Source organism: Sphingomonas yunnanensis, assembly GCF_019898765.1.
In the GTDB taxonomy this organism is placed as follows: domain Bacteria; phylum Pseudomonadota; class Alphaproteobacteria; order Sphingomonadales; family Sphingomonadaceae; genus Sphingomonas; species Sphingomonas yunnanensis.
On record NZ_JAIOKB010000002.1, the window covers coordinates 336,052 to 357,526 of the forward strand.

General features: G+C 71.6%; 22 protein-coding genes and 1 tRNA gene. 19 read left to right on the plus strand and 4 right to left on the minus strand.

Features of this window, described 5'->3' with window-relative positions:
- Positions 1-19: 19 nt before the first annotated feature.
- A tRNA-Leu gene (locus tag K7957_RS07770) sits at positions 20-106 on the minus strand.
- 155 nt (positions 107-261) lie between these two features.
- Here K7957_RS07770 and K7957_RS07775 point away from each other — a divergent pair.
- The 6 genes from K7957_RS07775 to gltB all read left to right on the plus strand — a co-directional run bounded on the left by K7957_RS07775 (position 262) and on the right by gltB (position 8,903).
- Positions 262-1,191 (plus strand): complex I NDUFA9 subunit family protein, encoded by a 930-nt coding sequence (locus tag K7957_RS07775; RefSeq protein WP_223011409.1) that lies wholly within the window; start codon positions 262-264, stop codon positions 1,189-1,191.
- 45 nt (positions 1,192-1,236) lie between these two features.
- Positions 1,237-2,046 carry an undecaprenyl-diphosphate phosphatase gene (locus tag K7957_RS07780; protein WP_223011410.1) on the plus strand — a complete coding sequence of 270 codons (810 nt, stop codon included), beginning with the start codon at positions 1,237-1,239 and terminating at the stop codon, positions 2,044-2,046.
- 152 nt (positions 2,047-2,198) lie between these two features.
- Positions 2,199-3,638, plus strand: a complete 1,440-nt coding sequence (locus K7957_RS07785; RefSeq protein ID WP_223011411.1) for an NAD(P)-dependent oxidoreductase — start codon at positions 2,199-2,201, stop codon at positions 3,636-3,638.
- Positions 3,635-3,931, plus strand: a complete 297-nt coding sequence (locus K7957_RS07790; protein ID WP_223011412.1) for a nucleotidyltransferase domain-containing protein — start codon at positions 3,635-3,637, stop codon at positions 3,929-3,931. Before K7957_RS07785 ends, K7957_RS07790 begins: the two co-directional genes overlap by 4 nt.
- Positions 3,928-4,401: a hypothetical protein gene (locus K7957_RS07795; RefSeq protein WP_223011413.1), complete on the plus strand. Its 474-nt coding sequence runs from the start codon at positions 3,928-3,930 to the stop codon at positions 4,399-4,401. The genes K7957_RS07790 and K7957_RS07795 overlap by 4 nt, the downstream gene beginning before the upstream one ends.
- Positions 4,398-8,903 (plus strand): glutamate synthase large subunit, encoded by a 4,506-nt coding sequence (gltB, locus tag K7957_RS07800; RefSeq protein WP_223011414.1) that lies wholly within the window; start codon positions 4,398-4,400, stop codon positions 8,901-8,903. The genes K7957_RS07795 and gltB overlap by 4 nt, the downstream gene beginning before the upstream one ends.
- Positions 8,904-9,160: 257 nt before the next feature.
- On the opposite strand, the gene K7957_RS07805 is transcribed toward gltB, so the two are convergent.
- On the minus strand, positions 9,161-9,823 hold the full coding sequence (locus K7957_RS07805; protein WP_223011415.1) for a hypothetical protein: 663 nt from the start codon (positions 9,821-9,823) through the stop codon (positions 9,161-9,163).
- Positions 9,824-10,076: 253 nt separating this feature from the next.
- On the opposite strand from K7957_RS07805, the gene K7957_RS07810 reads away from it, so the two are divergent.
- From K7957_RS07810 to K7957_RS07825, 4 genes are all read left to right on the plus strand, one after another.
- Positions 10,077-10,748, plus strand: a complete 672-nt coding sequence (locus K7957_RS07810) for a glutathione S-transferase family protein (protein ID WP_223011416.1) — start codon at positions 10,077-10,079, stop codon at positions 10,746-10,748.
- Positions 10,748-11,119, plus strand: a complete 372-nt coding sequence (locus tag K7957_RS07815) for a tRNA-binding protein (protein WP_223011417.1) — start codon at positions 10,748-10,750, stop codon at positions 11,117-11,119. The genes K7957_RS07810 and K7957_RS07815 overlap by 1 nt, the downstream gene beginning before the upstream one ends.
- Positions 11,119-11,535, plus strand: coding sequence for a secondary thiamine-phosphate synthase enzyme YjbQ (locus tag K7957_RS07820; RefSeq protein ID WP_223011418.1), 417 nt, complete (start codon positions 11,119-11,121; stop codon positions 11,533-11,535). Before K7957_RS07815 ends, K7957_RS07820 begins: the two co-directional genes overlap by 1 nt.
- Positions 11,536-11,656: 121 nt before the next feature.
- Entirely contained in the window at positions 11,657-12,625 is a 969-nt protein-coding gene (locus K7957_RS07825; RefSeq protein WP_223011419.1) for a glucokinase, read from the plus strand.
- A 39-nt stretch (positions 12,626-12,664) separates the two neighbouring features.
- On the opposite strand, the gene K7957_RS07830 is transcribed toward K7957_RS07825, so the two are convergent.
- Together K7957_RS07830 and K7957_RS07835 are read right to left on the minus strand one after the other, a co-directional pair.
- The gene (locus K7957_RS07830; protein WP_223011420.1) at positions 12,665-13,393 is read right to left on the minus strand and encodes a class I SAM-dependent methyltransferase; all 729 of its coding nucleotides are present in this window, start codon (positions 13,391-13,393) and stop codon (positions 12,665-12,667) included.
- A gap of 19 nt (positions 13,394-13,412) precedes the next feature.
- On the minus strand, positions 13,413-13,787 hold the full coding sequence (locus K7957_RS07835; RefSeq protein WP_223011421.1) for a GtrA family protein: 375 nt from the start codon (positions 13,785-13,787) through the stop codon (positions 13,413-13,415).
- 179 nt (positions 13,788-13,966) lie between these two features.
- On the opposite strand from K7957_RS07835, the gene K7957_RS07840 reads away from it, so the two are divergent.
- The 9 genes from K7957_RS07840 to K7957_RS07880 all read left to right on the plus strand — a co-directional run bounded on the left by K7957_RS07840 (position 13,967) and on the right by K7957_RS07880 (position 21,426).
- The gene (locus K7957_RS07840; protein ID WP_223011778.1) at positions 13,967-15,745 is read left to right on the plus strand and encodes an AcrB/AcrD/AcrF family protein; all 1,779 of its coding nucleotides are present in this window, start codon (positions 13,967-13,969) and stop codon (positions 15,743-15,745) included.
- Positions 15,746-16,005: 260 nt separating this feature from the next.
- On the plus strand, positions 16,006-16,677 hold the full coding sequence (locus K7957_RS07845; RefSeq protein WP_223011422.1) for a queuosine precursor transporter: 672 nt from the start codon (positions 16,006-16,008) through the stop codon (positions 16,675-16,677).
- Positions 16,678-16,715: 38 nt separating this feature from the next.
- On the plus strand, positions 16,716-17,621 hold the full coding sequence (gene argB, locus K7957_RS07850; RefSeq protein ID WP_223011423.1) for an acetylglutamate kinase: 906 nt from the start codon (positions 16,716-16,718) through the stop codon (positions 17,619-17,621).
- A 248-nt stretch (positions 17,622-17,869) separates the two neighbouring features.
- Positions 17,870-18,178: a YggT family protein gene (locus tag K7957_RS07855; RefSeq protein WP_223011424.1), complete on the plus strand. Its 309-nt coding sequence runs from the start codon at positions 17,870-17,872 to the stop codon at positions 18,176-18,178.
- 38 nt (positions 18,179-18,216) lie between these two features.
- Positions 18,217-18,477: a DUF167 domain-containing protein gene (locus tag K7957_RS07860; RefSeq protein ID WP_485118609.1), complete on the plus strand. Its 261-nt coding sequence runs from the start codon at positions 18,217-18,219 to the stop codon at positions 18,475-18,477.
- Positions 18,474-19,343: a bifunctional methylenetetrahydrofolate dehydrogenase/methenyltetrahydrofolate cyclohydrolase FolD gene (gene folD / locus K7957_RS07865; protein ID WP_223011425.1), complete on the plus strand. Its 870-nt coding sequence runs from the start codon at positions 18,474-18,476 to the stop codon at positions 19,341-19,343. The genes K7957_RS07860 and folD overlap by 4 nt, the downstream gene beginning before the upstream one ends.
- Position 19,344: 1 nt before the next feature.
- The gene (locus K7957_RS07870) at positions 19,345-19,962 is read left to right on the plus strand and encodes a MarC family protein (protein WP_223011426.1); all 618 of its coding nucleotides are present in this window, start codon (positions 19,345-19,347) and stop codon (positions 19,960-19,962) included.
- Positions 19,963-20,084: 122 nt separating this feature from the next.
- A complete protein-coding gene (locus K7957_RS07875; protein ID WP_223011427.1) occupies positions 20,085-20,408 on the plus strand; it encodes a hypothetical protein in 324 nt (107 codons plus the stop codon).
- Between the two features lie 67 nt (positions 20,409-20,475).
- Positions 20,476-21,426, plus strand: coding sequence for an aldo/keto reductase (locus tag K7957_RS07880; protein WP_223011428.1), 951 nt, complete (start codon positions 20,476-20,478; stop codon positions 21,424-21,426).
- Positions 21,427-21,475: the final 49 nt, after the last annotated feature.

Consider the following 21,475-nt stretch of genomic DNA (forward strand, 5'->3'; position numbering starts at 1 on the left):
CGGCTAAGCCGGAGAAGAATGGTGCCCAGAAGAGGACTCGAACCTCCACGACCTTGCGATCGCCAGCACCTGAAGCTGGTGCGTCTACCAATTCCGCCATCTGGGCACGGGGTAGGCCGGCGCCTCTAGGGGGTGGTCGCCGGCCTTGTCAACACGCATTTTCGCGAACCGTGCCGCACCGCCGCATCCGGCCTTGTCATCGGCCGGCGCGGCGGGCAGAGCGGCGAGCGTAGCGGAAAGGCGTTCGAGATGAAGGACGGCATGAACGACAGACTGGTCACGCTGATCGGCGGCGGGGGGTTCCTCGGCCGCTATGTCGCGCAGGCCCTGCTCAAGACCGGCGCGCGCGTCCGCGTGGCGCAGCGCGACCCCCGTCAGGCCTTCTTCATCAAGCCGCTCGGCGGGCTGGGGCAGACCCAGTTCGTCGCCGCCGACATCGCGCGGCCCGAGACGATCCAGCGCGCGGTCGCGGGCGCGGACGCGGTGGTCAATCTGGTCGGCACCTTCGCGGGCAATCTCCAGCGCGTCCATGTCGAGGGCGCGCGCATCGTCGCCGAGGCGGCGCGCGACGCGGGCGCCGCGCTGGTCCATGTCTCCGCGATCGGCGCCGACGCGGACGGCGACTCGGTCTACGCGCGCACCAAGGGCGCGGGCGAGCAGGCGCTGCGCCAGGCCGACCCGACCGCGACGATCCTGCGCCCCTCCACCGTGTTCGGGCGCGAGGACCAGTTCCTCAACCGCTTCGCCGGGATGATCGCGCGGCTGCCGGTGGTGCCGGTGCTGCGCCCCGCGGCGCGCTTCCAGCCGGTCTATGTCGTCGACGTCGCGCAGGCGGTGTTCGCCGCGCTCGCCGACCGCGACGCGCACGCCGGCCGCACCTATGAGCTGGGCGGGCCCGAGGTGCTGACGATGCTCGAGCTCAACCGCCGCGTCGCCGAGCATATCGGCCGCCGCCCGCATTTCGTGACGGTGCCCGACGGCGCGGGCGCGCTGCTCGCCGCGCTGCCGCTCGCGCCGATCTCGGGCGACCAGTGGAAGCTGCTCGGCCACGACAGCGTCGTCGGCCAGGGCGCCGCGGGGCTGGCCGCGCTCGGCGTCGAGCCGACCCCGATCGACGCGGTCGCGCCCAACTGGCTGGTGCGCTACCGCAAGGCGGGGCGCTTCAGCATGATCAACCAGACCGCGGGCTGATCGGCGCGCGGGAGACGCGCCGCTGAGCTCGGGGGGAGAACGACATTGAACGACCTGCTGATCACCATCCTCCTCGGCATCGTCGAGGGGGTCACCGAGTTCCTGCCCGTCTCCTCCACCGGGCACCTCGTGCTCGCCGGCGCGCTGCTGGGGCTCAAGGAAGCCGACGCCACCTTCGACATCGTCATCCAGCTGGGCGCGATCCTGGCGGTGATCGTGTTGTTCTGGCGGCGCTTCCTCCACGTCGGCCAGGGGCTGCTGCGGCGTGATCCCGGCGCGATCCGCTTCACGCGCAACGTGCTGCTCGGCTTCCTGCCCTCCGCGGTAGTGGGCGCGATCGCCTATTCGGCGATCCGCAAGGTGCTCGAGGCGCCCGGCGTGGGCCCGACCGTGGTGGCGGTGGCGCTGATCGTCGGCGGCATCGCGATCCTGTTCATCGAGCGCACCGTCCCCCCCGCCCCCAAGAGCGAGGTGGAGACGATGTCGTGGCGCGTCGCGCTCGGCATCGGCGTCGTCCAGTGCATCTCGATGATCCCCGGCGTCAGCCGCTCGGGCGCGACGATCATGGGCGCGCGCGCGATGCGCGTCGATCAGGAGACCGCCGCCGAGTACAGCTTCTTCCTCGCCATACCGACGATGCTCGGCGCCACCACGCTGGCCTTGTGGAAGAGCCGCGACCTGCCCGGCCACGTCGACTACGGCGCGATCGCGATCGGCTTCGTCGTCGCCTTCGTCGTCGCGCTGCTGGTGATCCGTTGGTTCCTGGGCGTCGTGACGAAGCACGGCTTCGCCCCCTTCGCCTGGTATCGCATCGTCGCGGGCACGCTCGCGCTCCTCCTGCTCGCCCTACATTGATCCGGAACGGACCTTCTTCTCACGCCTTAGAGGTAGGACGGTGCGCGGCCGCGCAACAATCGAAGTTTTTGCGGCAGCTTTGCTGACGTATCGGCCAGAAAGCGCGTGACTCACCTATATCGGTGTGACACGTCGGCGATCGGAGGACACCGATGGCCGACATGCTCAAGTTCGTCGAACGCGCGCAATCCTATCCCGCGAAGCGCGGGGCGGCCGACCGCGCCGACGATTTCCGCGAGATCGCCGAACGCTACGCCACCCCCGCGGCGGAGGACCAGGCCGGACGCTGCTCGCAGTGCGGCGTGCCCTATTGCTCGGTCCACTGCCCGCTCCACAACCATATCCCCGACTGGCTGCGGCTCACCGCCGAGGGCCGGCTGCGCGAGGCCTATGAGCTGAGCAACGCCACCTCGACCATGCCCGAGATCTGCGGCCGCATCTGCCCGCAGGACCGGCTGTGCGAGGGCAATTGCGTGATCGAATTCTCCGGCCACGGCGCGGTGACGATCGGCTCGGTCGAGAAGTTCATCACCGATACCGCGTGGGAGGAGGGCTGGGTCGAGCCGCTCGTCCCCGGCCCCGCGCGCGGCCAGTCGGTCGGCGTGATCGGCGCCGGCCCGGCCGGGCTCACCGCGGCGGAATATCTGCGCGGCCACGGCTATGAGGTCCATGTCTACGACCGCCACGACCGCGCCGGCGGGCTGCTGACCTATGGCATCCCCGGCTTCAAGCTGGAGAAGCCTGTGGTGATGCGCCGGGTCGAGCGGCTCAAGGCGGGCGGGATCGTCTTCCACGAGGGCTTCGAGGTCGGCCGCGACGCCACGCTCGACGAACTGCGCGCGCGCCACGACTCGCTGCTGATCGCGACCGGCGTCTACCAGGCGCGCGCGATCGACCTCGCCGGCAACGACCTCGCCGGGGTCGTCCCAGCGCTCGACTTCCTCACCGCGTCGAACCGCAAGGGCTTCGGCGACCATGTTCCCGCCTTCGAGGACGGCTCGCTCAACGCCGCGGGGCGCGACGTGGTGGTGATCGGCGGCGGCGACACCGCGATGGACTGCGTCCGCACCGCGATCCGCCAGGGCGCCACCAGCGTGAAGTGCCTCTACCGCCGCGACCGCGCCAACATGCCGGGCTCGCAGCGCGAGGTCGCCAACGCCGAGGAGGAGGGCGTCGAGTTCGTCTGGCTCGCCGCCCCCGCCAAGTTCACCGGCGCGGAGGGCAAGGTGAGCGCGGTCGAGGTCAACCGCATGCGGCTCGGCGCGCCCGACGCGAGCGGGCGGCGCGCGCCCGAGGTCGCCCCCGGCGGCGCCGAGACGATGGCGGCGGACCTGGTGATCAAGGCGCTCGGCTTCGACGCCGAGGAGCTGCCGCTGCTGTGGGACGCGCCCGAGCTGGGCGTCACGCGCTGGGGCACCGTGCTGGTCGATTCCAAGACGCTGATGACCAGCCTCGACGGCGTGTTCGCGGCAGGCGACATCGTCCGCGGCGCCAGCCTGGTGGTATGGGCGATCCGCGACGGCCGCGACGTCGCGGCGACGATGCACCAGTATCTGCGGGCGGAAGCGAAGAGCGAGAAGGTCGCCGCGTGAGGCTGCCGCCCGACTATGTCGCGGCGATCAAGGAGGCCGCGCGCGAGGCGTTCGGCGAGGGCGCGGTGGTGCGCCTGTTCGGCAGCCGCGTGCGCGACGACCTGCGCGGCGGCGACATCGACCTGCACGTCGAGACCGACCCGCTCGACGACGAGTGGCGCGCGCGCGGCACCTTCGAGGACGTGCTGTTCCGCCGCATCGAGCCGCAGAAGGTGGACGTGATCGTGACCCAGCGCGGCGGCACGCCGCGCGGCTTCGAGCAGATCGCCTATCGCGACGGGATCGTGCTGTGACCCAGGGCGAGACCGACGTGCTGCACGCCATCCTCGCCCGGCTCGACGCGCTCCTCGTCGCGCTTGACGAGGACGCCGAGGCGCTCGGCACCCTCCCGCGTGACACCACGGAGTTCGCTGCGATGGATCGCGGCCGGCGTGTCGCCTCGCGCGCGCTGCTCAAGTCGGTCGAGCAGACCGAGGATCAGCTCGCCCGGCTGTTCCGGCTGTTGCCCAGGCTGATGCTGGTCGAGACGCGCGGCTGGTTCGCCCAGGACCACGCGAACTTCGCCGAGAAGCTCGGCATCCTGGACGACGGCTTCGCCTGGACCGCGATCATCCGGCTGCGCAACCGGCTGGTCCATGATTACCCGCTCGCGCCCGAGGCGCAGCTCGACCTGCTGACCCAGGCGCATGCCGCCATCCCGCTGCTGACACAGACCGCACGATCGGCCCAGTCGTTCGTTGCCAACGGAGGTCTCTCCCAATGACCGATCCCCGCACCCACCTCGCCACGCACGGCATGTACCGCCCCGAATTCGAGGGCGACGCGTGCGGCGTCGGCCTCGTCGCCGCGACCGACGGGCGCGCCTCGCGCCGCGTCGTCCAGTCCGCGATCGACGCGCTCAAGGCGGTGTGGCACCGCGGCGCGGTCGACGCCGACGGCAAGACCGGCGACGGCGCCGGCCTCCACGTCGACCTGCCGGTGCGCTTCTTCGACGATTGCGTCGCCGCCAGCGGGCACAAGCTGATGCCCAACCGCCTCGCGGTCGGCATGGTGTTCCTGCCGCGCACCGATCTCGGCGCGCAGGAGACCTGCCGCACCATCGTCGAGAGCGCGATCATCGAGGCGGGCTACACCATCTACGGCTGGCGCCAGGTGCCGGTCGACGTGTCGGTGATCGGGCTCAAGGCGCAGTCCACGCGCCCCGAGATCGAGCAGATCATGATCGCCGGGCCGCTGCCCGATCAGGTCTCGGCCGAGGAGTTCGAGAAGAACCTGTACCTCGTCCGCCGCCGCATCGAGAAGCGCGTGATCGCGGCGCAGATCCAGGGCTTCTACGTCTGCTCGCTGAGCTGCCGCTCGATCATCTACAAGGGGCTGTTCCTCGCCGAGAGCCTGTCGGTCTTCTATCCCGACCTGCAGGACCAGCGCTTCGAGAGCCGCGTCGCGATCTTTCACCAGCGTTATTCCACCAACACCTTCCCGCAATGGTGGCTGGCGCAGCCGTTCCGCTGCCTCGCCCACAACGGCGAGATCAACACCGTGCGCGGCAACAAGAACTGGATGCTCAGCCACGAGATCCGCATGGCCTCGATCGCGTTCGGCGAGCATTCGGAGGACATCAAGCCGGTGATCCCCGCCGGCGCCTCCGACACCGCCGCGCTCGACGCCACGTTCGAGGCGATCTGCCGCTCGGGCCGCGACGCGCCCACCGCCAAGCTGATGCTGGTGCCCGAGGCCTATTCGGACGACATGCCGCCGGCGCACCACGCGATGTACCAGTATCTCGCCTCGGTGATGGAGCCGTGGGACGGCCCCGCCGCGCTGGCGATGACCGACGGGCGCTGGGCGGTCGGCGGGGTCGACCGCAACGCGCTGCGCCCGCTGCGCTTCACCGAGACCGCCGACGGGCTGCTGATCGTCGGCTCGGAGGCGGGCATGGTGGTGGTGCCCGAGAGCACCGTGATCGCCAAGGGCCGGCTCGGGCCGGGGCAGATGATCGCGGTCGACCTGCACGAGGGCCGCGTGCTGCGCGACCGGGAGGTGAAGGACCGTATCGCCGCCGAGCAGGACTATGCCGCGATGATCGGCGAGTTCTCCACCATGGCGGACCTGCCCCCCGCGCCCGTCGACACGCTCACCCGCTACGCCCGCGCCGACCTCACGCGGCGCCAGGTCGCCGCGGGCCAGACGATCGAGGACATGGAGCTGATCCTGTCGCCGATGGTGGAGAGCGGCAAGGAAGCGATCGGCTCGATGGGCGACGACACGCCGCTCGCGGTGATCTCGGACAAGCCGCGCCTGATCAGCCAGTTCTTCCGCCAGAACTTCAGCCAGGTGACCAACCCGCCGATCGATCCCTTGCGCGAGCGCTACGTCATGTCGCTGCGCACGCGCTTCGGCAACCTCGCCAACATCCTCGACACCGAGGACCGGCGCGAGCGCGTGCTGGTGCTCGACAGCCCGGTGCTGACCTCGACCGACTGGGCGCGGCTCAAGGGCTATTTCGGCCAGGCCGCGTCCGACATCGACTGCACCTTCGAGGCGGGCGGCGGCCCCGAGAAGCTGCGCGCCGCGATCCAGCGCATCCGCAACCAGGCCGAGCAGGCGGTGCGCGAGGGCAAGAGCGAGCTGTTCCTCACCGACGAGCATATCAGCGAGGACCGCGTCGCCATCCCGGGCGTGCTCGCCGCCGCGGCGGTGCACACGCACCTCGTCCGCCGCGGCCTGCGTTCCTACGCCTCGGTCAACGTGCGCGCGGCCGAGTGCCTCGACACGCATTATTACGCGGTGCTGATCGGCGTCGGCGCCACCACGGTGAACGCCTATCTCGCCGAGGCCGCGATCGCCGACCGCCACGCGCGCGGGCTGTTCGGCAAGCTCTCGCTCGAGGACTGCCTCGCGCGGCACAAGAAGGCGATCGAGGAGGGGCTGCTCAAGATCCTCAGCAAGATGGGGATCTCGGTGATCTCCAGCTATCGCGGCGGCTATAATTTCGAGGCGGTCGGGCTCAGCCGCAGCCTCGTCAACGACCTGTTCCCGGGCATGCCCGCCAAGATCTCGGGCGAGGGCTATGCCTCGCTCCACGTCAACGCCACCGAGCGGCACGAGGCGGCGTACGATCAGGCGGTGGCGACGCTGCCGATCGGCGGCTTCTACCGCCAGCGCCACAATGGCGAGGCGCATGCCTATTCGGCGCAGCTGATGCACCTGCTGCAGACCGCGGTGGCGACCGACAGCTATTCGAGCTACCTGCAATTCTCGCGCGGCGTCGCCGACCTGCCGCCGATCTACCTGCGCGACCTGCTCCAGTTCAACTTTCCCACCGAGGGCGTGCCGGTCGACCAGGTCGAGGCGATCACCGAGATCCGCAAGCGCTTCGTCACGCCGGGCATGTCGCTCGGCGCGCTCTCGCCCGAGGCGCACGAGACGCTGGCGATCGCGATGAACCGGATCGGCGCGAAGGCGGTCTCCGGCGAGGGCGGCGAGGACAAGGCGCGCTACACGCCTTATGCCAACGGCGACAACGCCAACTCGGTGATCAAGCAGATCGCCAGCGGGCGCTTCGGCGTGACGGCCGAGTATCTCAACGCCTGCGACGAGATCGAGATCAAGGTCGCGCAGGGCGCCAAGCCGGGCGAGGGCGGGCAGCTCCCCGGCTTCAAGGTGACCGAGTTCATCGCCAAGCTGCGCCACGCCACCCCGGGCGTGACGCTGATCAGCCCGCCGCCACACCACGACATCTACTCGATCGAGGACCTGGCGCAGCTGATCTACGACCTCAAGCAGATCAACCCGCGCGCGCGCGTCTGCGTCAAGCTGGTCAGCTCGGCGGGGATCGGCACGGTCGCGGCCGGGGTCGCCAAGGCGCACGCCGACGTGATCCTCGTCTCGGGCCATGTCGGCGGTACCGGCGCCAGCCCGCAGACCAGCATCAAATATGCCGGCACGCCGTGGGAGATGGGGCTCTCCGAGGTGAACCAGGTGCTCACGCTCAACGGCCTGCGCGGGCGGATCAAGCTGCGCGCCGACGGCGGGCTCAAGACCGGGCGCGACATCGTCGTCGCCGCGATCCTGGGCGCGGAGGAGTTCGGCATCGGCACGCTCAGCCTGGTGGCGATGGGCTGCATCATGGTGCGCCAGTGCCACTCGAACACCTGCCCGGTCGGCGTCTGCACGCAGGACGAGGCGCTGCGGCAGAAGTTCGTCGGCACGCCCGAGAAGGTGATCAACCTGATGACCTTCATCGCCGAGGAGGTGCGCGACATCCTCGCCCGGCTCGGCGTGCGCAGCCTCGACGAGGTGATCGGCCGCACCGAGCTGCTCCGCCAGGTCAGCCGCGGCGCCGAGCATCTCGACGACCTCGACCTCAACCCGATCCTCGCCAAGGTCGACGCCACCGACGCCGAGCGCCGCTTCTCGCTCAGCACCTTCCGCAACGAGGTGCCCGACAGCCTCGACGCGCAGATCATCAAGGACGGCGCACCGGTGTTCTCGCGCGGCGAGAAGATGCAGCTCACCTATTCGGTGCGCAACACGCACCGCGCGGTGGGCACGCGCCTCTCCAGCGAGATCACGCGCAAGTTCGGCATGTCGACGCTAGCGGAGGGGCACGTGACGATCCGGCTGCGCGGCTCGGCGGGCCAGTCGCTCGGCGCCTTCCTGTGCCGCGGCATCACGCTCGAGGTGTTCGGCGACGCCAACGACTATGTCGGCAAAGGACTGTCGGGCGGCACCATCATCGTCCGCCCGGCGGTGTCCTCGCCGCTGCGCAGCCAGGAGAACACGATCCTCGGCAACACCGTGCTGTACGGCGCCACCTCGGGCAAGTTGTTCGCGGCGGGCCAGGCCGGCGAGCGCTTCGCGGTGCGCAACTCGGGCGCGACCGTGGTGGTGGAGGGCTGCGGCGCCAACGGCTGCGAGTATATGACCGGCGGGGTCGCGGTGGTGCTCGGCGCGGTCGGCGCCAACTTCGGCGCGGGCATGACCGGGGGCATGGCCTTCGTCTACGACGCCGACGGCAGCTTCGCGCGCTCCGCCAACCCGGAGAACATCACCTGGCAGCGCGTCGCCGCGGCGCACTGGGAGGAGCAGCTGCGCTCGCTCATCGCCGAACATGCGGTGGCGACCGACAGCCGCTGGTCGCGCGGCCTGCTCGACGACTGGGAGCGCACGATCGCCTCGGTGTGGCAGGTGGTGCCGCGCGAGATGCTCACCCGGCTGGCGCACCCGCTCGACGACGCGGAGACGCTGGTGGCGGCTGAGTGAGGGGCACGGGGCGGCGGCCACACGTATAGGCTTGGCGGAGCGAGGCCGCCGACAAGTGTAGGTTCGGTCCCCTCCCCATGATCGTGCCCCCTCCCACCCTCGTCGTCCCCGCGCAGGCGGGGATCCAGACGCGCGGACCTCAGCGAGAGAGTCGCCACGTCAGCGTCTCTGGATCCCCGCCTTCGCGGGGATGACGGAGGTGGGGAGCGCGAGGCGCCACCTCAGCGTCCTCGACGATTGAGGGGGGCGGTGTCAGCTCATCGCTCCTGCTCCTCCTCCTCGCATCCACGGCGGAGCAGGGCTGAGCCCCTTGCCCGCACCGCCGCGAACGCCACCCCGCCCGCCAGCGCGAGCACGGGCCAACCGCCGGGATCGTGCCACAGGTAATGCAGCGCCGCGGCGAGCGCGGCCAGCCCCACGAACGCGCGCGCGGCCGGCGCGTGGAGCCGCCGCGCCCACCACGCCGCGAGCAGCAGCGCCGCCGCGGCGTTGAGCGCGAGCCAGGCGTACGACTCGAGCGGCGGCAGCGCGCCGTGGAGCGGCAGCTTCACCGTGGCATAACCGGTCATGCGCCGCGGGAAGCAATCGGCGGCGAGGTGCACGCCGATGCCGCCCGCGATCCCGCAGGCGGCGGCGCGCCCGCGCCACGCGAGCGGCAGCAGCGCGGGGAGCAGGCTGTGCGTCAGCGCGCTGCGATGGCCCAGCCCGAGCCGCAGGTCGACGTCGGGCAGCGTCAGCCCGATCGCCAGCGCGGCCAGCGTGACGAGCGCGGCGACCGCGGCGACCGCCGGCGGCGGGGTGGGCGCTGGCTTGGGCTCGTCGAGCGACATTCGTACCCCGCTGCCACGCCGCTTGGCGACGGTCACCCCGCAGCGTGACCCGGCGGGGCGGACGCGCCTCTCCTCCCTCGCCAGCGTCATCCTGAACTCGTTTCGGGATCCACCGTCCCGCAGGCGCCGCGGCACCTGGGTACGCGGCACGGTGGATCCCGAAACGAGTTCGGGATGACGGAAGAAGGAAGTAGACGGCCGCTCGCCACCCGCGCCCCCACCCGCTCTCCCCCGCCCCCGCGTCGCCCCTCTCCGCCCCAGCGCGCCACCCCGACACAGTGGCGCGGCGCGCGCCCACGAAGCCGCTTCCCCCGCGCCGCGCTTTCGGCCTAAGCGGGCCGGCATGTGGCAGCTCTACCAGTTCCCTCTGTGCCCGTTCACGCGCAAGGTCCGCACGCTCCTCAACGAGAAGGACGTCGGCTACCAGCTGATGCGCGAGAACCCGTGGGAGCGGCGCGACGCCTTCATCGACATGAACCCCGCCGGCCAGACCCCGGTGATGACCGACAATGAGCGCGGCACCGTGCTGGTCGACTCGATGGCGATCTGCGAATATTTCGAGGAGACCGTCGAGCGCGTCGCGATGATCAACGGCACCGCCGCCAACCGCGCCGAGATCCGCCGGCTGGTCGCCTGGTTCGACACGCATTTCTACCGCGACGTGACCCAGCCCCTGCTCGACGAGCGGATGATCAAGCGGGTCGTCCACCGCACCACGCCGGACGCGTCGCGGCTGCGCGAGGCGATGAAGTCCTCGGTCGGTCACCTCGACTATATCGATTTCCTGCTCGACCATCGCAAGTGGATCGCGGGCGCGACGATCAGCCTCGCCGACCTCGCCGCGGCGGCGCAGATCTCGGTCGCGGACTATCTCGGCGGGATCGACTGGACGGGCCACGCGCACAGCAAGGCGTGGTATTCCGCGTTCAAGAGCCGGCGCAGCTTCCGCCCGCTGCTGGCCGAGCGCATCACCGGGATCGAGCCGCCGAGCTACTACGAGAACCCGGACTTCTGATGCACGTCACGCACGCCCCCGCCGCCGCCGCCGCGCCCGAGATCGCGTTCGACGACTTCCTCCGGGTGGACGTGCGCGTCGGCACGATCGTCTCGGCCGAGCCTTATCCCGAGGCGCGCAAGCCCGCCTACAAGCTGCTGATCGACTTCGGGCCCGCGATCGGGCGCAGGCGCTCCTCGGCGCAGATCACCGAGCATTACGCGGTGGAGGAACTGGTCGGGCGTCAGGTCGCCGCGGTGGTCAACTTTCCCCCGCGCCAGATCGGCAAGTTCCTCTCCGAGGTGCTGACGCTGGGCTTCCCCGACGCCGACGGCAAGGTGGTGCTGGTGGCGCCGAGCGAGCGCGTGCCCGACGGCGGCCGGCTGTTCTGATGCGCCAGGCGGTCGGCGAGATCGAGGTGGCGACACGCGGCGCCGGGCTGGTCGAGATCACGCGCGAGGTGGCGGCGTGGCTCGACGGCGCGGCGGTCGAGACCGGGCTGCTCACCGTCTTCTGCCGCCACACCTCGGCCTCGCTGCTGATCAACGAGAATGCCGCGCCCGCGGTGCGCCGCGACCTCGAGCGCTGGCTCGCCAAGGTCGCGCCCGAATCGCGCGACTATGAGCATGACGACGAGGGACCGGACGACATGCCAGCGCATCTTCGCAGCGTGCTCACCGGCGTGTCGCTGTCGATCCCGGTGGCGCGCGGGCGGATGGTGTTGGGGACGTGGCAGGGCGTCTACCTCGCCGAGCACCGCGCCGTGCCGCATCGCCGCCGGGTGGCGCTGCATGTGATCGGGGAGTGAGGCTCTCACTCCTCCCGCGAGCGGAGAGGATCTACACCCGCTCCCCAACTTACAGCTAACCCTCTGTTAGTCTTGTCCTGATAGCGATATCACCGAGAACAATAACAAGGGAGAGCGCCCGATGGCGGAGGTGGGGGCGGCGCTGGTCGGGCATGTCGGGCGCAAGCGGATGCGCTTCGCGCTCACCGACGCGGCCGGGCAGGTGCGCCGCGACAGCGTGCGCAGCTTCACCGCCGATACCACCGTCAGCATCTCCGGCGCGATCATGGACTTCCTCCGCGACGCCCGCCCCGACGCGCCGCCGCGCCGCTCCGCCTTCGCGGTGGCGGGGCTGCCGCGCGGCGAGACCGTGTCGATCACGCGCGGGCGCTGGTACGTGTCGCGCTCGGGGCTGCGCGGCATGCTCGGGCACGCGCCGCTGATCCTCAACGACTTCGAGGCCGAGGCCTGGGCCTTCCACGGTGCCGACGTGCGCGCCGAGGAGCGGTTCGCGGGCGACGAGCTCTCGCTGCGCCGCGCCGGCAGCTATTGCGTGCTCGGCATGACCTCGGGCCTGGGCGTCTCGGTGCTGAGCCGCGACGACGCGGGCGCGGTGCGCGTGCTCGCCACCGAGGCGGGGCATGGCGGGTTCATCGCGGTGAGCGAGGAGCTGGCGCGGCTCGCCGCCGAGATCTTCCCGGGCCGCTACCCGGTGGTGGCCGAGGACCTGCTCTCCGCGCCGGGGCTGGTGCGCCTGTACGAGACGCTGGCGCGCCGCCGCCACACCGCGCCGCGCTGGACCAGCGCCGAGGACATCACGCGCGCCATGGCCTCGGACCCGCTCGCGCGCGAGGCCTGCACCTGGCTGTGCCGTGCCTTCTGGAGCTACGCCGGCCAGCTCGCGATCATCTACGGCGCGTGGGACGGGGTGATCGTCACCGGCGGGCTGGCGGCGGCGCTGCGCCCGCTGCTGCGACTGGCGGAGATGGCGCCGCTGTTCGCGGGGAGCGGCAAATATGCGCGGCTGCTGGCGACCGTGCCGCGGGTCTATGCCGCGCTCGACGACGGCGAGCTGGCCGGCGCGGCCGAGGCGCTGCGGCACATGGGGTGAGGCGGCCGGGAGCGTTCGACGTGCGCTCGCCTTGCCCTGCTACGCCGGCTCGGCCAGCGTCAGGATCGACACGCCGATCGGCATCGGCACCCGCCCCACCAGGTGGCGCTCGACGCGAAAGACGCGCTCGAACAATGCGTTGAGCGGCGCCGCCGGGGGCGAATCGTCGCTGTCGTCGCGCCCGGTCAGCCGCCCCGCGACGCGCGCCGCGGCCGCCAGCGGGAACAGCAAGGAGTTGAAATAGGTCAGCCCGCGCTCCTTCAGCCCGGCGGCGCGGATCGCGCGCACCAGGCTGGGCTTGGAATAGCGGCGGTGGTGGTGGTTCACCACGTCGTGCGCGCTCCACATCCACTGGTGCGCGGGCACCGCGATCAGGATCTTGCCGCCGGGTCTCAGGCACGCGCGCATCGCCGCCAGCGCGGCGACGTCGTCCTCGATATGTTCGACCACGTCGAGCACCGCGACCAGGTCATAGGCGCCGCGCTCGACGCCGGGCAGCTCGGGCAGCGGCGCGGCGCCGACCGCGCGGCCGAGCCGATCGCTCGCGATCGCGCGCGCGGCGGGGTCGATCTCGATCGCGTCGACCGTGCCGAACTGCGCCAGCATCGGCAGGTTGTGCCCGGTGCCGCAGCCGATCTCGAGGATGCGCGCGTCGGCGGGGAGCCGCGCCTCGCGCGTGAGGAAATCGGCGAGCACGTCGCGGCGCGCGCGATACCACCAGTGGGTCGAGTCGTGCTCCGCCATGCGGTCGTAGACGCGGCGGTCCATCAGCGATCAGCCTTCATATCTACGCGAACACCCAGTTGCGCTGGAGCCAGAAGGTCAGCAGCGGCACCACCGACACCGCGGGCACCAGCGGCCACCATGTCGGCCCGTGGAAGAAGGGGCCGGTCACCAGCACCCAGGTGAAGCCCTGCTGGAGGAAGAAACCGAACAGCTGCACCAGGAAGAAGCGCCGCGCGGTGCGCGCGCCCCGGGTGCCATGGCCGCGGAAGCTCACCGCGCCGTGCGCGAAGCGACCGATGAAGGTCACGCTGAGAAAGGCGACCACCACCGCCAGGTTCGGGTTCATCACATAGGTGGCGAGCGGCCAGTAGACCAGGGCGTAGAGCGCGGTCATCACCCCGCCGGTCACGCCGAAGCGCACCAGCTGCCAGACCATCTCGCGCTGTGAGGAAGACGCCGGCGGCGGGGACGACGGGGATGAGTGAGACGCTGCCAAAACCTTGCCCTTTGCGCCGCCGGGGCTAGACGCGGCTGCGGCTCTATCGCGCGCGGCGGCCGGAAGGAAGCGTTTTGGATATGCAGGGGCGGGACGCCGGGCCGGGTGAGCGCGACACGATGCGCGACCGGCTGGAGCGAGCGGCGCGCGTGATCGATCGCGACTGGCTGCGGCTGTCGCTGCTCGCCTGGCTCGCGATCGCGGCCTGGTTCGTGTGGCAGCGCTGGGCCGCGATCCACTGGCTGTCGCTGGGCGATACCGACGACAATATGCGGCTGATGCAGGTGCGCGCGCTGCTGAACGGCCAGGGCTGGTACGACCTGCGCGACTATCGGCTCAACCCGCCGGCCGGGTTCGACATCCACTGGTCGCGGCTGGTCGACCTGCCGATCGCGGGGCTGATCCTGCTGCTGCGCCCGCTGCTCGGCTACGCCGAGGCGGAGCGGCTGGCGTGCGGCATCGCCCCGCTGCTGCCCGCGGCGGTGACACTGGTGGCGCTGGGCGCGACGCTGCGGCGGCTGATCCACCCGCTCGCCTGGGGGCTGGCGCCCGCTTTGTTCCTCGCCACCAACGTGACGCTCGGCATGTTCCTGCCCGACCGGATCGACCATCACGGCTGGCAGCTGGCGATGCTGGCGGTGACGGTGGCGGGGCTGTGCGACCCGCGCGGCGCGCGCGGCGGCGCGCTGGTGGGGATCGCCACCGCGCTGTCGCTGACGATCGGGCTGGAGATGCTGCCCTATGCCGCCATGTCGGGCGCGATCATCGCGCTCGCCTGGGTGGTCGACCGCGGCGAGCGCGACCGGCTCGCGGTCTACGCGCTGACGCTCGCGGGCGGGAGCGCGGCGGGCTACGCGGGGTTCGCCTCCTACGCCAACCGCGTGCTGCGCTGCGACGCGCTCACCCCGGTGTGGCTGTCGGTGGTGGTGCTCGCGGGCGGCCTGCTGCTGCTGCTCGCGCTGGCCGACCCAAGGAAGCCGGCGGTGCGGCTGGTGCTGGCGCTGGCGGCGGGGGCGGCGGTGGCGGCCTTCTTCGCGCTCGCTTTCCCGCAATGCCTCGGCCGCCCCGAGCAGGTGTCGGACGAGCTCTACACCACCTGGCTCGCCAACGTGCGCGAGGCCAAGCCGATCTACCGCCACCCGCTGCGGATCGCGCTGCCGATCGTGACGCTGCCGCTGATCGGGCTCATCGGCGCGCTGCTGGCGACGTGGCGCGCGCGGCGCACGCCGGAACTGCGCGGCTGGGCCTGTGTCGCGCTGTTCGGCGCCTTCGCCGCACTGATGCTGCTGTGGCAGGCGCGCGCCGGGCCGGCGGCGCAGCTGCTCGCGATCCCGGGCGCGGCGGCGCTGGCCTGGGCGACGCTGCCCTGGCTGCTCGCGCCGCGCTACTGGCCCGCCAAGGCGTTCGCGGCGGTGGCGGTGTTCGTGCTGGTGTCGGGGAGCTTCACCCAGCTGGCGATCGACTGGTTCCAGATCGACCGCCCCAGCGCCTATGTCCGCCGCGTCAACAAGGCCACCGGGCGGTGCATGACGATCCCCGCGATGGCGCCGCTCAACCGGCTGCCGCGCCAGACGATCTTCACCTTCGTCGACATCGGCCCGCGGCTGATCACGCTGACCCACCACGACGCCATCGCGGGGCCGTACCATCGCAACGGCGACGCGATCCTCGACGTCCACCACGCCTTCAAGGGCACGCCCGAGCTGGCGCACGCGATCATGAAGCGCCACGGCGCGACCTTGCTGCTGGTGTGCCCCGACATGGCCGAGTCGACCAACTATCGCGCCAAGGCGCCGGGCGGCTTCTACGCGCGGCTGGCGCGCGGCGAGCGGTTCGACTGGCTGGTGCCGGTGCCGCTGCGGAAGGGCTCGCCGTTCCGGGCGTTCCGGATCGACTAGCGGGCGTCGACGGCGGCGGGGAGAACGCCCTCTCCTTTCCCCCTTCCGTCATCCCGGACCCGGTCCGGGATCCACCGTGGCGCGCACCCGGTGGCCGCGGGGCAGGCGGGCGGGTGTATCCCCGACCAAGTCCGGGATGACGGAGTAGGCGGGAGCGTCCCGCTTCACGCCTCCACCGACGTCGACACTTGGCCCGAGCACGGGAACAGCCGGCCCGCAGCACCTTCCCCGCGCCACCCGCGCCCGCTACGACGCCCGGGATGGCCTCCCGACCCCACGCCCCGATCCCGCGCTCGCTGTTCGCCCTGTCGATCTTCTACGGCGGGATGGTCTGCATCGCCGGGGTGCTCGGCAACAAGCAGGTGTCGCTCGGGCCGATCTCGGCGCTGGGGCCGCTGGTGGGGCTGCCGCCGCTCGCGGTGGAGGCGGGGATCTTCGCCTTCCTGCTGCTGGTGGTTACCTCCAGCGCGATCGCCGAGCTGCACGGGCAGAAGGTCGCGGGCAGGCTGGTGCTGATGGGCTTCGTGCCGCTGCTCGTCTCGATGGGGTTGACCCTGGTGGTGCTCGAGCTGCCCGCCGCGCCCGAGATGGACCGCGCGCATCTCGCCGCCTTCGAGCAGATGATGGGCGCGACGCCGTGGATCTGGGCGGGCGGCATCGTCGCCTACGGCGTGTCGCAGACGCTCAACGTCACGATCTTCTCCTGGCTCAAGGGGCGCGAGGGCGGGCGGCTGCTGTGGTTCCGCGCCGCGACCGCCAGCGCGCTGAGCCAGATCGTCGACTCGGTGCTGTTCATCTCGATCGCCTTCGGCCTCTCCGCGGTGGGCTGGCTGATGGCGGGGCAGATGCTGGCGAAGGTGGTGCTGTCGATCGTGCTGGTGCCGCCGCTGATCTACCTGATGGTCGCGCTGGGCCGCCGGCTTGACGGCTGACCTTTCGCCCCCGCCCCCGCGCCGCTATGGCGCCGCGGATGACCGATCCGACCCCCGCCGCCGCGCTCCCCCCGTCGCTTAAGGCCGAGACGCTGGTGGAGGCGCTGCCCTATCTCCAGCGCTATGCCGGCAAGACCTTCGTGGTGAAATACGGCGGCCACGCGATGGGCGAGCCCGAGGCGCAGGCGGATTTCGCCGAGGACGTGGTGCTGCTCAAGGCGGTCGGCATCAACCCGGTGGTGGTGCACGGCGGCGGACCGCAGATCGGCAGCATGCTCAAGCGGCTGGGCGTCGAGTCGCGGTTCGTCGACGGCCTGCGCGTGACCGACGCGGAGACCGCGCAGATCGCCGAGATGGTCCTGGCCGGATCGATCAACAAGGAGATCGTCGGCTGGATCGGCCGCGCCGGCGGGCGCGCGGTCGGCATCTCGGGCAAGGACGCCGGTCTGGTGCGGGCCGAGAAGGTCGGCGGGCGCGACCCCGATCCGCTGCAGGGGATCGAGCGCAAGGTCGACCTCGGCTTCGTCGGCGAGCCGGTCGCGGTCGACCGCCGCATCATCGATTCGCTCAGCCGCGACGGCATCATCCCGGTGATCGCGCCGATCGGCATCGGCGCCGACGGCCACACCTACAACATCAACGCCGACACGATGGCGGGCGCGATCGCCGCGGCGCTGGGCGCGGCACGCTTCTTCCTGCTGACCGACGTCGCGGGCGTGCTCGACCGCGACGGCCAGCTGCTCACCGACCTCGACCCCGCGGCGATCCGGCGGCTGCGCGAGGAGGGCACGATCAGGGGCGGGATGATCCCCAAGCTGGAGACCTGCGTCGCCGCGGTCGAGGCCGGGGTCGACGCCGCGGTGGTGCTCGACGGCCGCGTGCCGCACGCGATGCTGCTCGAGATCTTCACGCGGCGCGGCGCGGGCACGCTGATCCGGCGGTGAGGGGGGTGTAGATCCTCCCCGCTCGGCGGTGAGGGGGACCGCTCGCGAAGCGAGTGGTGGAGCGGGCTCGCCGCGAACGCACCGGCTCGTATACGGAAGCCCCCCTCCACCATGCTTCGCATGGTTCCCCTCCCCGCGAGCGGGGAGGAGCTAGATCGGCACCGACGTCGACCCCCGCCCCACACCCCGCTGGCACAGGCCGCGCCAGTGCCCTATATGACCGATACACCATCACGGAGACGCCGCGCGTGCTGACGCTCACCATCATCCAGATCCTGCAGGTGCTGATCTCGTTCGTGCGCTGGATCATCATCATCCAGTTCATCCTGTCGCTGCTGATCGTGTTCAACATCATCAACACCTCCAGCCCGTTCATCCGCGGGCTGCACGACGGGCTCGACCGGCTGACCGAGCCGCTCTACCGCCCGATCCGCCGCCTGCTGCCCGCCACCGGCGGGATCGACTTCGCGCCGATGGTGGTGCTGCTCGGGCTGGTGATCCTCAACATCATCCTCAACAACATCGCCGCGAGCGTGCTGGTGGGCGCCGCCGTCTGAGCGCCTGGCGCGCGACCGCGGACGGGATCGCGCTCGCTGTGCGCGTGACGCCGCGCGGCGGGCACGACTCGCTGGCCTCGGGCACCGAGGAGCATCTCGCCGCGCGCCTCTCCGCCGCCCCGGTCGACGGCGCCGCCAACGAGGCGCTGGTCGCGCTGGTGGCGCGCCACTTCGGCGTGGCGAAGCGCGACGTGGCGCTGGTGGCGGGCCAGACCGCGCGGCTCAAGCGGCTGACGATCAAAGGCGACCCCGCGGCGCTGGCACAGCGCGCCGCTTCGCTCTATGCGGCCGAGTCATGACCGCCCGCCTCATCGACGGAAAAGCCTTCGCCGCCGCGCTGCGCGACCGTGTCGCCACCGCCGCCGCCGCCTTCACCGAGGCCGCCGGGCGCCAGCCGGGACTCGCGGTGGTGCTGGTCGGCGAGGACGCAGCCTCGTCGGTCTATGTCCGCTCCAAGGGCAAGGCGACGCTGGCCGCGGGCATGGCGAGCTTCGAGCACCGCCTCCCCGCCGAGACGACGCAGGACACGCTGATCGCCCTCGTCGACCGGCTCAACGCCGACCCGGCGGTGGACGGCATCCTCGTCCAGCTGCCGCTGCCGCGCCACATCGACGAGCGCGCGGTGATCGCGCGGGTCGACCCCGACAAGGACGTCGACGGCTTCCACCCGCTCAACGCCGGGCGGCTCGCCACCGGGCTGGACGCGCTGGTGCCGTGCACGCCGCTCGGCTGCCTGATGCTGCTGCGCGACGTCCACCCGCATCTCGCCGGGCTGGAGGCGGTGGTGATCGGCCGCTCGAACATCGTCGGCAAACCGATGGCGGCGCTGCTGCTCCAGGAGAGCTGCACCGTGACGACGGTGCACAGCCGCACGCGCGACGTGATGGCGCATGTGCGCATGGCCGATATCGTCGTCGCCGCGGTCGGCATCCCCGGCTTCGTCCAGCCCGAGTGGATCAAGCCGGGTGCGACCGTGATCGACGTCGGCATCAACCGCGTCGAGGGCGGGCTGGTCGGCGACGTCGACCCGCGCGTCGCCGAGGTGGCGAGGGCGATCACCCCGGTGCCGGGCGGGGTCGGGCCGATGACGATCGCGGTGCTGCTGCGCAACACCGTCGTCGCGGCGGCGCGCCGCGCCGGGCTGGCGGCGGACCCGTCGCTCTGAGATGGTCGAGCTGTTCGTCTCGTCCTTCGTCACGCTGTTCCTGATCATCGACCCGCCCGGCTGCGCGCCGATCTTCGCCGGGCTGACCGCGGGCGCCACCCCGGCGCATCGCCGCGCCATGGCGATCCGCGCGGTGGTGGCGGCGGCGGGGATCCTGCTGCTGTTCGCGCTGGCGGGCGAGCCGTTGCTCCACGCGCTCGGGATCGAGCTCGCCTCGTTCCGCATCGCGGGCGGGCTGATGCTGTTCCTGATCGCGCTCGAGATGGTGTTCGAGAAGCGCACGCAGCGCCGCGAGGACCGCGCCGCCAAGGTGACCGCGGAGGAGGCGGACGACGTCTCGATCTTCCCGATGGCGATGCCGATGATCGCGGGCCCGGGCTCGATCGCGACGGTGATGCTGCTGATGGCGCGCAGCAACGGCCTCGAGCGCTCGGCGGTGGTGATGGCGGCGCTGGGCGCGAACCTGCTGCTGATGCTGGGCTCGCTGCTGGCGGCAGGGCCGATCATGCGGATCCTCGGCGCCAAGATCGAGGCGGTGATCACGCGGCTGCTCGGCGTGCTGCTCGCGGCGCTGGCGGTGCAGTTCGTGATCGACGGGGTGGTCGAGCAGCTCAAGTGAGCGGCGCGCGTGGCTCAGCGCGGTACAACGTCGATCAGCTATCGGGACCCTTTCCCCCCGCTGCGGCGTTCGCGCCCCACCCCCGGCTATTGTGCCGGCGTAACGACAGGGGAGTTATGTCCATGAAGCGCACGCTGATCGCCGCCCTCGCCGCCACCACCGCGCTGGGCCTCGCGGCCTGCAGCGAGAAGGCGCAGGACCAGTCCGCCGCCGCGGCGAACACGATGGCCGCCGACACCGCCGCCACCACCTCGAACGCGGTGGACGACGTCGACGCCGCCACCGACCGCGCGCTCAACTCGGCCGAGAACGGCCTCGACCGCACCGGCGCCTCGCTCCGCAACGCGGGCGACCGCACCGGCGACGCGCTGAGCAACGCGGGTGACCGCGCCGCCGACGCCACCGGCAACACGCTGGTGCGCGCGGGCGAGAAGCTGAAAGACTGAGCCTGACCGACCCCGCCGCCGCCGCGCCAGCGCGCGCGGCGGCGCTCGACGCCCCGGGATGACCCACATGACCGATCTCCGCCGCCTCGGCGCCTCCGACCTCAAGATCGCGCCGCTGGTGCTGGGCGGCAACGTGTTCGGCTGGACCGCCGACCGCGCCGCCAGCGTCGCGGTGCTCGACGCCTTCGTCGCGGGCGGCGGCACGATGATCGATACCGCCGACGTCTACTCGGCCTGGGTCGACGGTCACCAGGGCGGCGAGTCCGAGGCGATGATCGGCGAGTGGCTGCGCGCCAGCGGCAAGCGCGACCAGGTGCTGATCGCCACCAAGGTCGGCATGCTGCCCGGCGAGGGCGGCGAGGGGCTGGCGCCCGCGCGGGTCGCGGCGGCGTGCGAGGCCTCTTTGCGGCGGCTCGGCACCGATCGGATCGACCTCTATTTCGCGCATCGCGACGACGAGGCACAGCCGCAGGAGGCGGTCGCCGAGGCGTTCGCGCGGCTGGTCGAGGCGGGCAAGGTGCGCGTGCTCGGCGCCTCCAACTTCCACGCGGCGCGGCTGAAATCCTCGGTGGAGGCGGCGCGCGCCGTCGGGCTGCCGCATTATCAGGTTCTCCAGCCCGAATATAATCTGGTCACGCGGCATCGCTTCGAGGGCGAGTTGCAGGACTATTGCGTCACCGAGAACATCGGCGTGGTGCCCTATTACGGGCTCGCCTCGGGCTTCCTCACCGGCAAGTACCGCAGCCGCGACGATCTCGCGCAGAGCGTGCGCGGCGCGAAGGTGGCCGAGCTGCTCGAGGGCAAGGGCGCCGCGGTGCTGGCGGCGCTCGACTCGGTCGCGGGCGAGTCGGGCGCGACGCTGGCGCAGGTCGCGCTGGCGTGGCTGATCGCGCAGCCCGGCGTGACCGCCCCGATCGCGAGCGCCACCTCGGCGCGACAGGTGGAGGAGCTGGTCGGCGCGATGACGCTGTCGCTCACGCCCGACCAGCTCGAGCGACTGACCGACGCGGGGGCGTGAGGTCGAGAGCGCATCGGGATTAATGTGGAGACTACTCGATCTTCCCGGG

Coding starts and splice junctions, on each gene's coding strand:
- K7957_RS07870 (WP_223011426.1), top strand. CDS start 19,345: ATGGTCGAGCTGTTCGTCTCGTCCTTCGTCACGCTGTTCCTGATCATC.
- folD (WP_223011425.1), top strand. CDS start 18,474: ATGACCGCCCGCCTCATCGACGGAAAAGCCTTCGCCGCCGCGCTGCGC.
- K7957_RS07845 (WP_223011422.1), top strand. CDS start 16,006: ATGGCCTCCCGACCCCACGCCCCGATCCCGCGCTCGCTGTTCGCCCTG.
- K7957_RS07835 (WP_223011421.1), bottom strand. CDS start 13,787: ATGGTCTGGCAGCTGGTGCGCTTCGGCGTGACCGGCGGGGTGATGACC.
- K7957_RS07805 (WP_223011415.1), bottom strand. CDS start 9,823: ATGACGCTGGCGAGGGAGGAGAGGCGCGTCCGCCCCGCCGGGTCACGC.
- K7957_RS07775 (WP_223011409.1), top strand. CDS start 262: ATGAACGACAGACTGGTCACGCTGATCGGCGGCGGGGGGTTCCTCGGC.
- argB (WP_223011423.1), top strand. CDS start 16,716: ATGACCGATCCGACCCCCGCCGCCGCGCTCCCCCCGTCGCTTAAGGCC.
- K7957_RS07810 (WP_223011416.1), top strand. CDS start 10,077: ATGTGGCAGCTCTACCAGTTCCCTCTGTGCCCGTTCACGCGCAAGGTC.
- K7957_RS07785 (WP_223011411.1), top strand. CDS start 2,199: ATGGCCGACATGCTCAAGTTCGTCGAACGCGCGCAATCCTATCCCGCG.
- gltB (WP_223011414.1), top strand. CDS start 4,398: ATGACCGATCCCCGCACCCACCTCGCCACGCACGGCATGTACCGCCCC.
- K7957_RS07820 (WP_223011418.1), top strand. CDS start 11,119: ATGCGCCAGGCGGTCGGCGAGATCGAGGTGGCGACACGCGGCGCCGGG.
- K7957_RS07875 (WP_223011427.1), top strand. CDS start 20,085: ATGAAGCGCACGCTGATCGCCGCCCTCGCCGCCACCACCGCGCTGGGC.
- K7957_RS07825 (WP_223011419.1), top strand. CDS start 11,657: ATGGCGGAGGTGGGGGCGGCGCTGGTCGGGCATGTCGGGCGCAAGCGG.
- K7957_RS07815 (WP_223011417.1), top strand. CDS start 10,748: ATGCACGTCACGCACGCCCCCGCCGCCGCCGCCGCGCCCGAGATCGCG.
- K7957_RS07830 (WP_223011420.1), bottom strand. CDS start 13,393: ATGGACCGCCGCGTCTACGACCGCATGGCGGAGCACGACTCGACCCAC.
- K7957_RS07880 (WP_223011428.1), top strand. CDS start 20,476: ATGACCGATCTCCGCCGCCTCGGCGCCTCCGACCTCAAGATCGCGCCG.
- K7957_RS07840 (WP_223011778.1), top strand. CDS start 13,967: ATGCGCGACCGGCTGGAGCGAGCGGCGCGCGTGATCGATCGCGACTGG.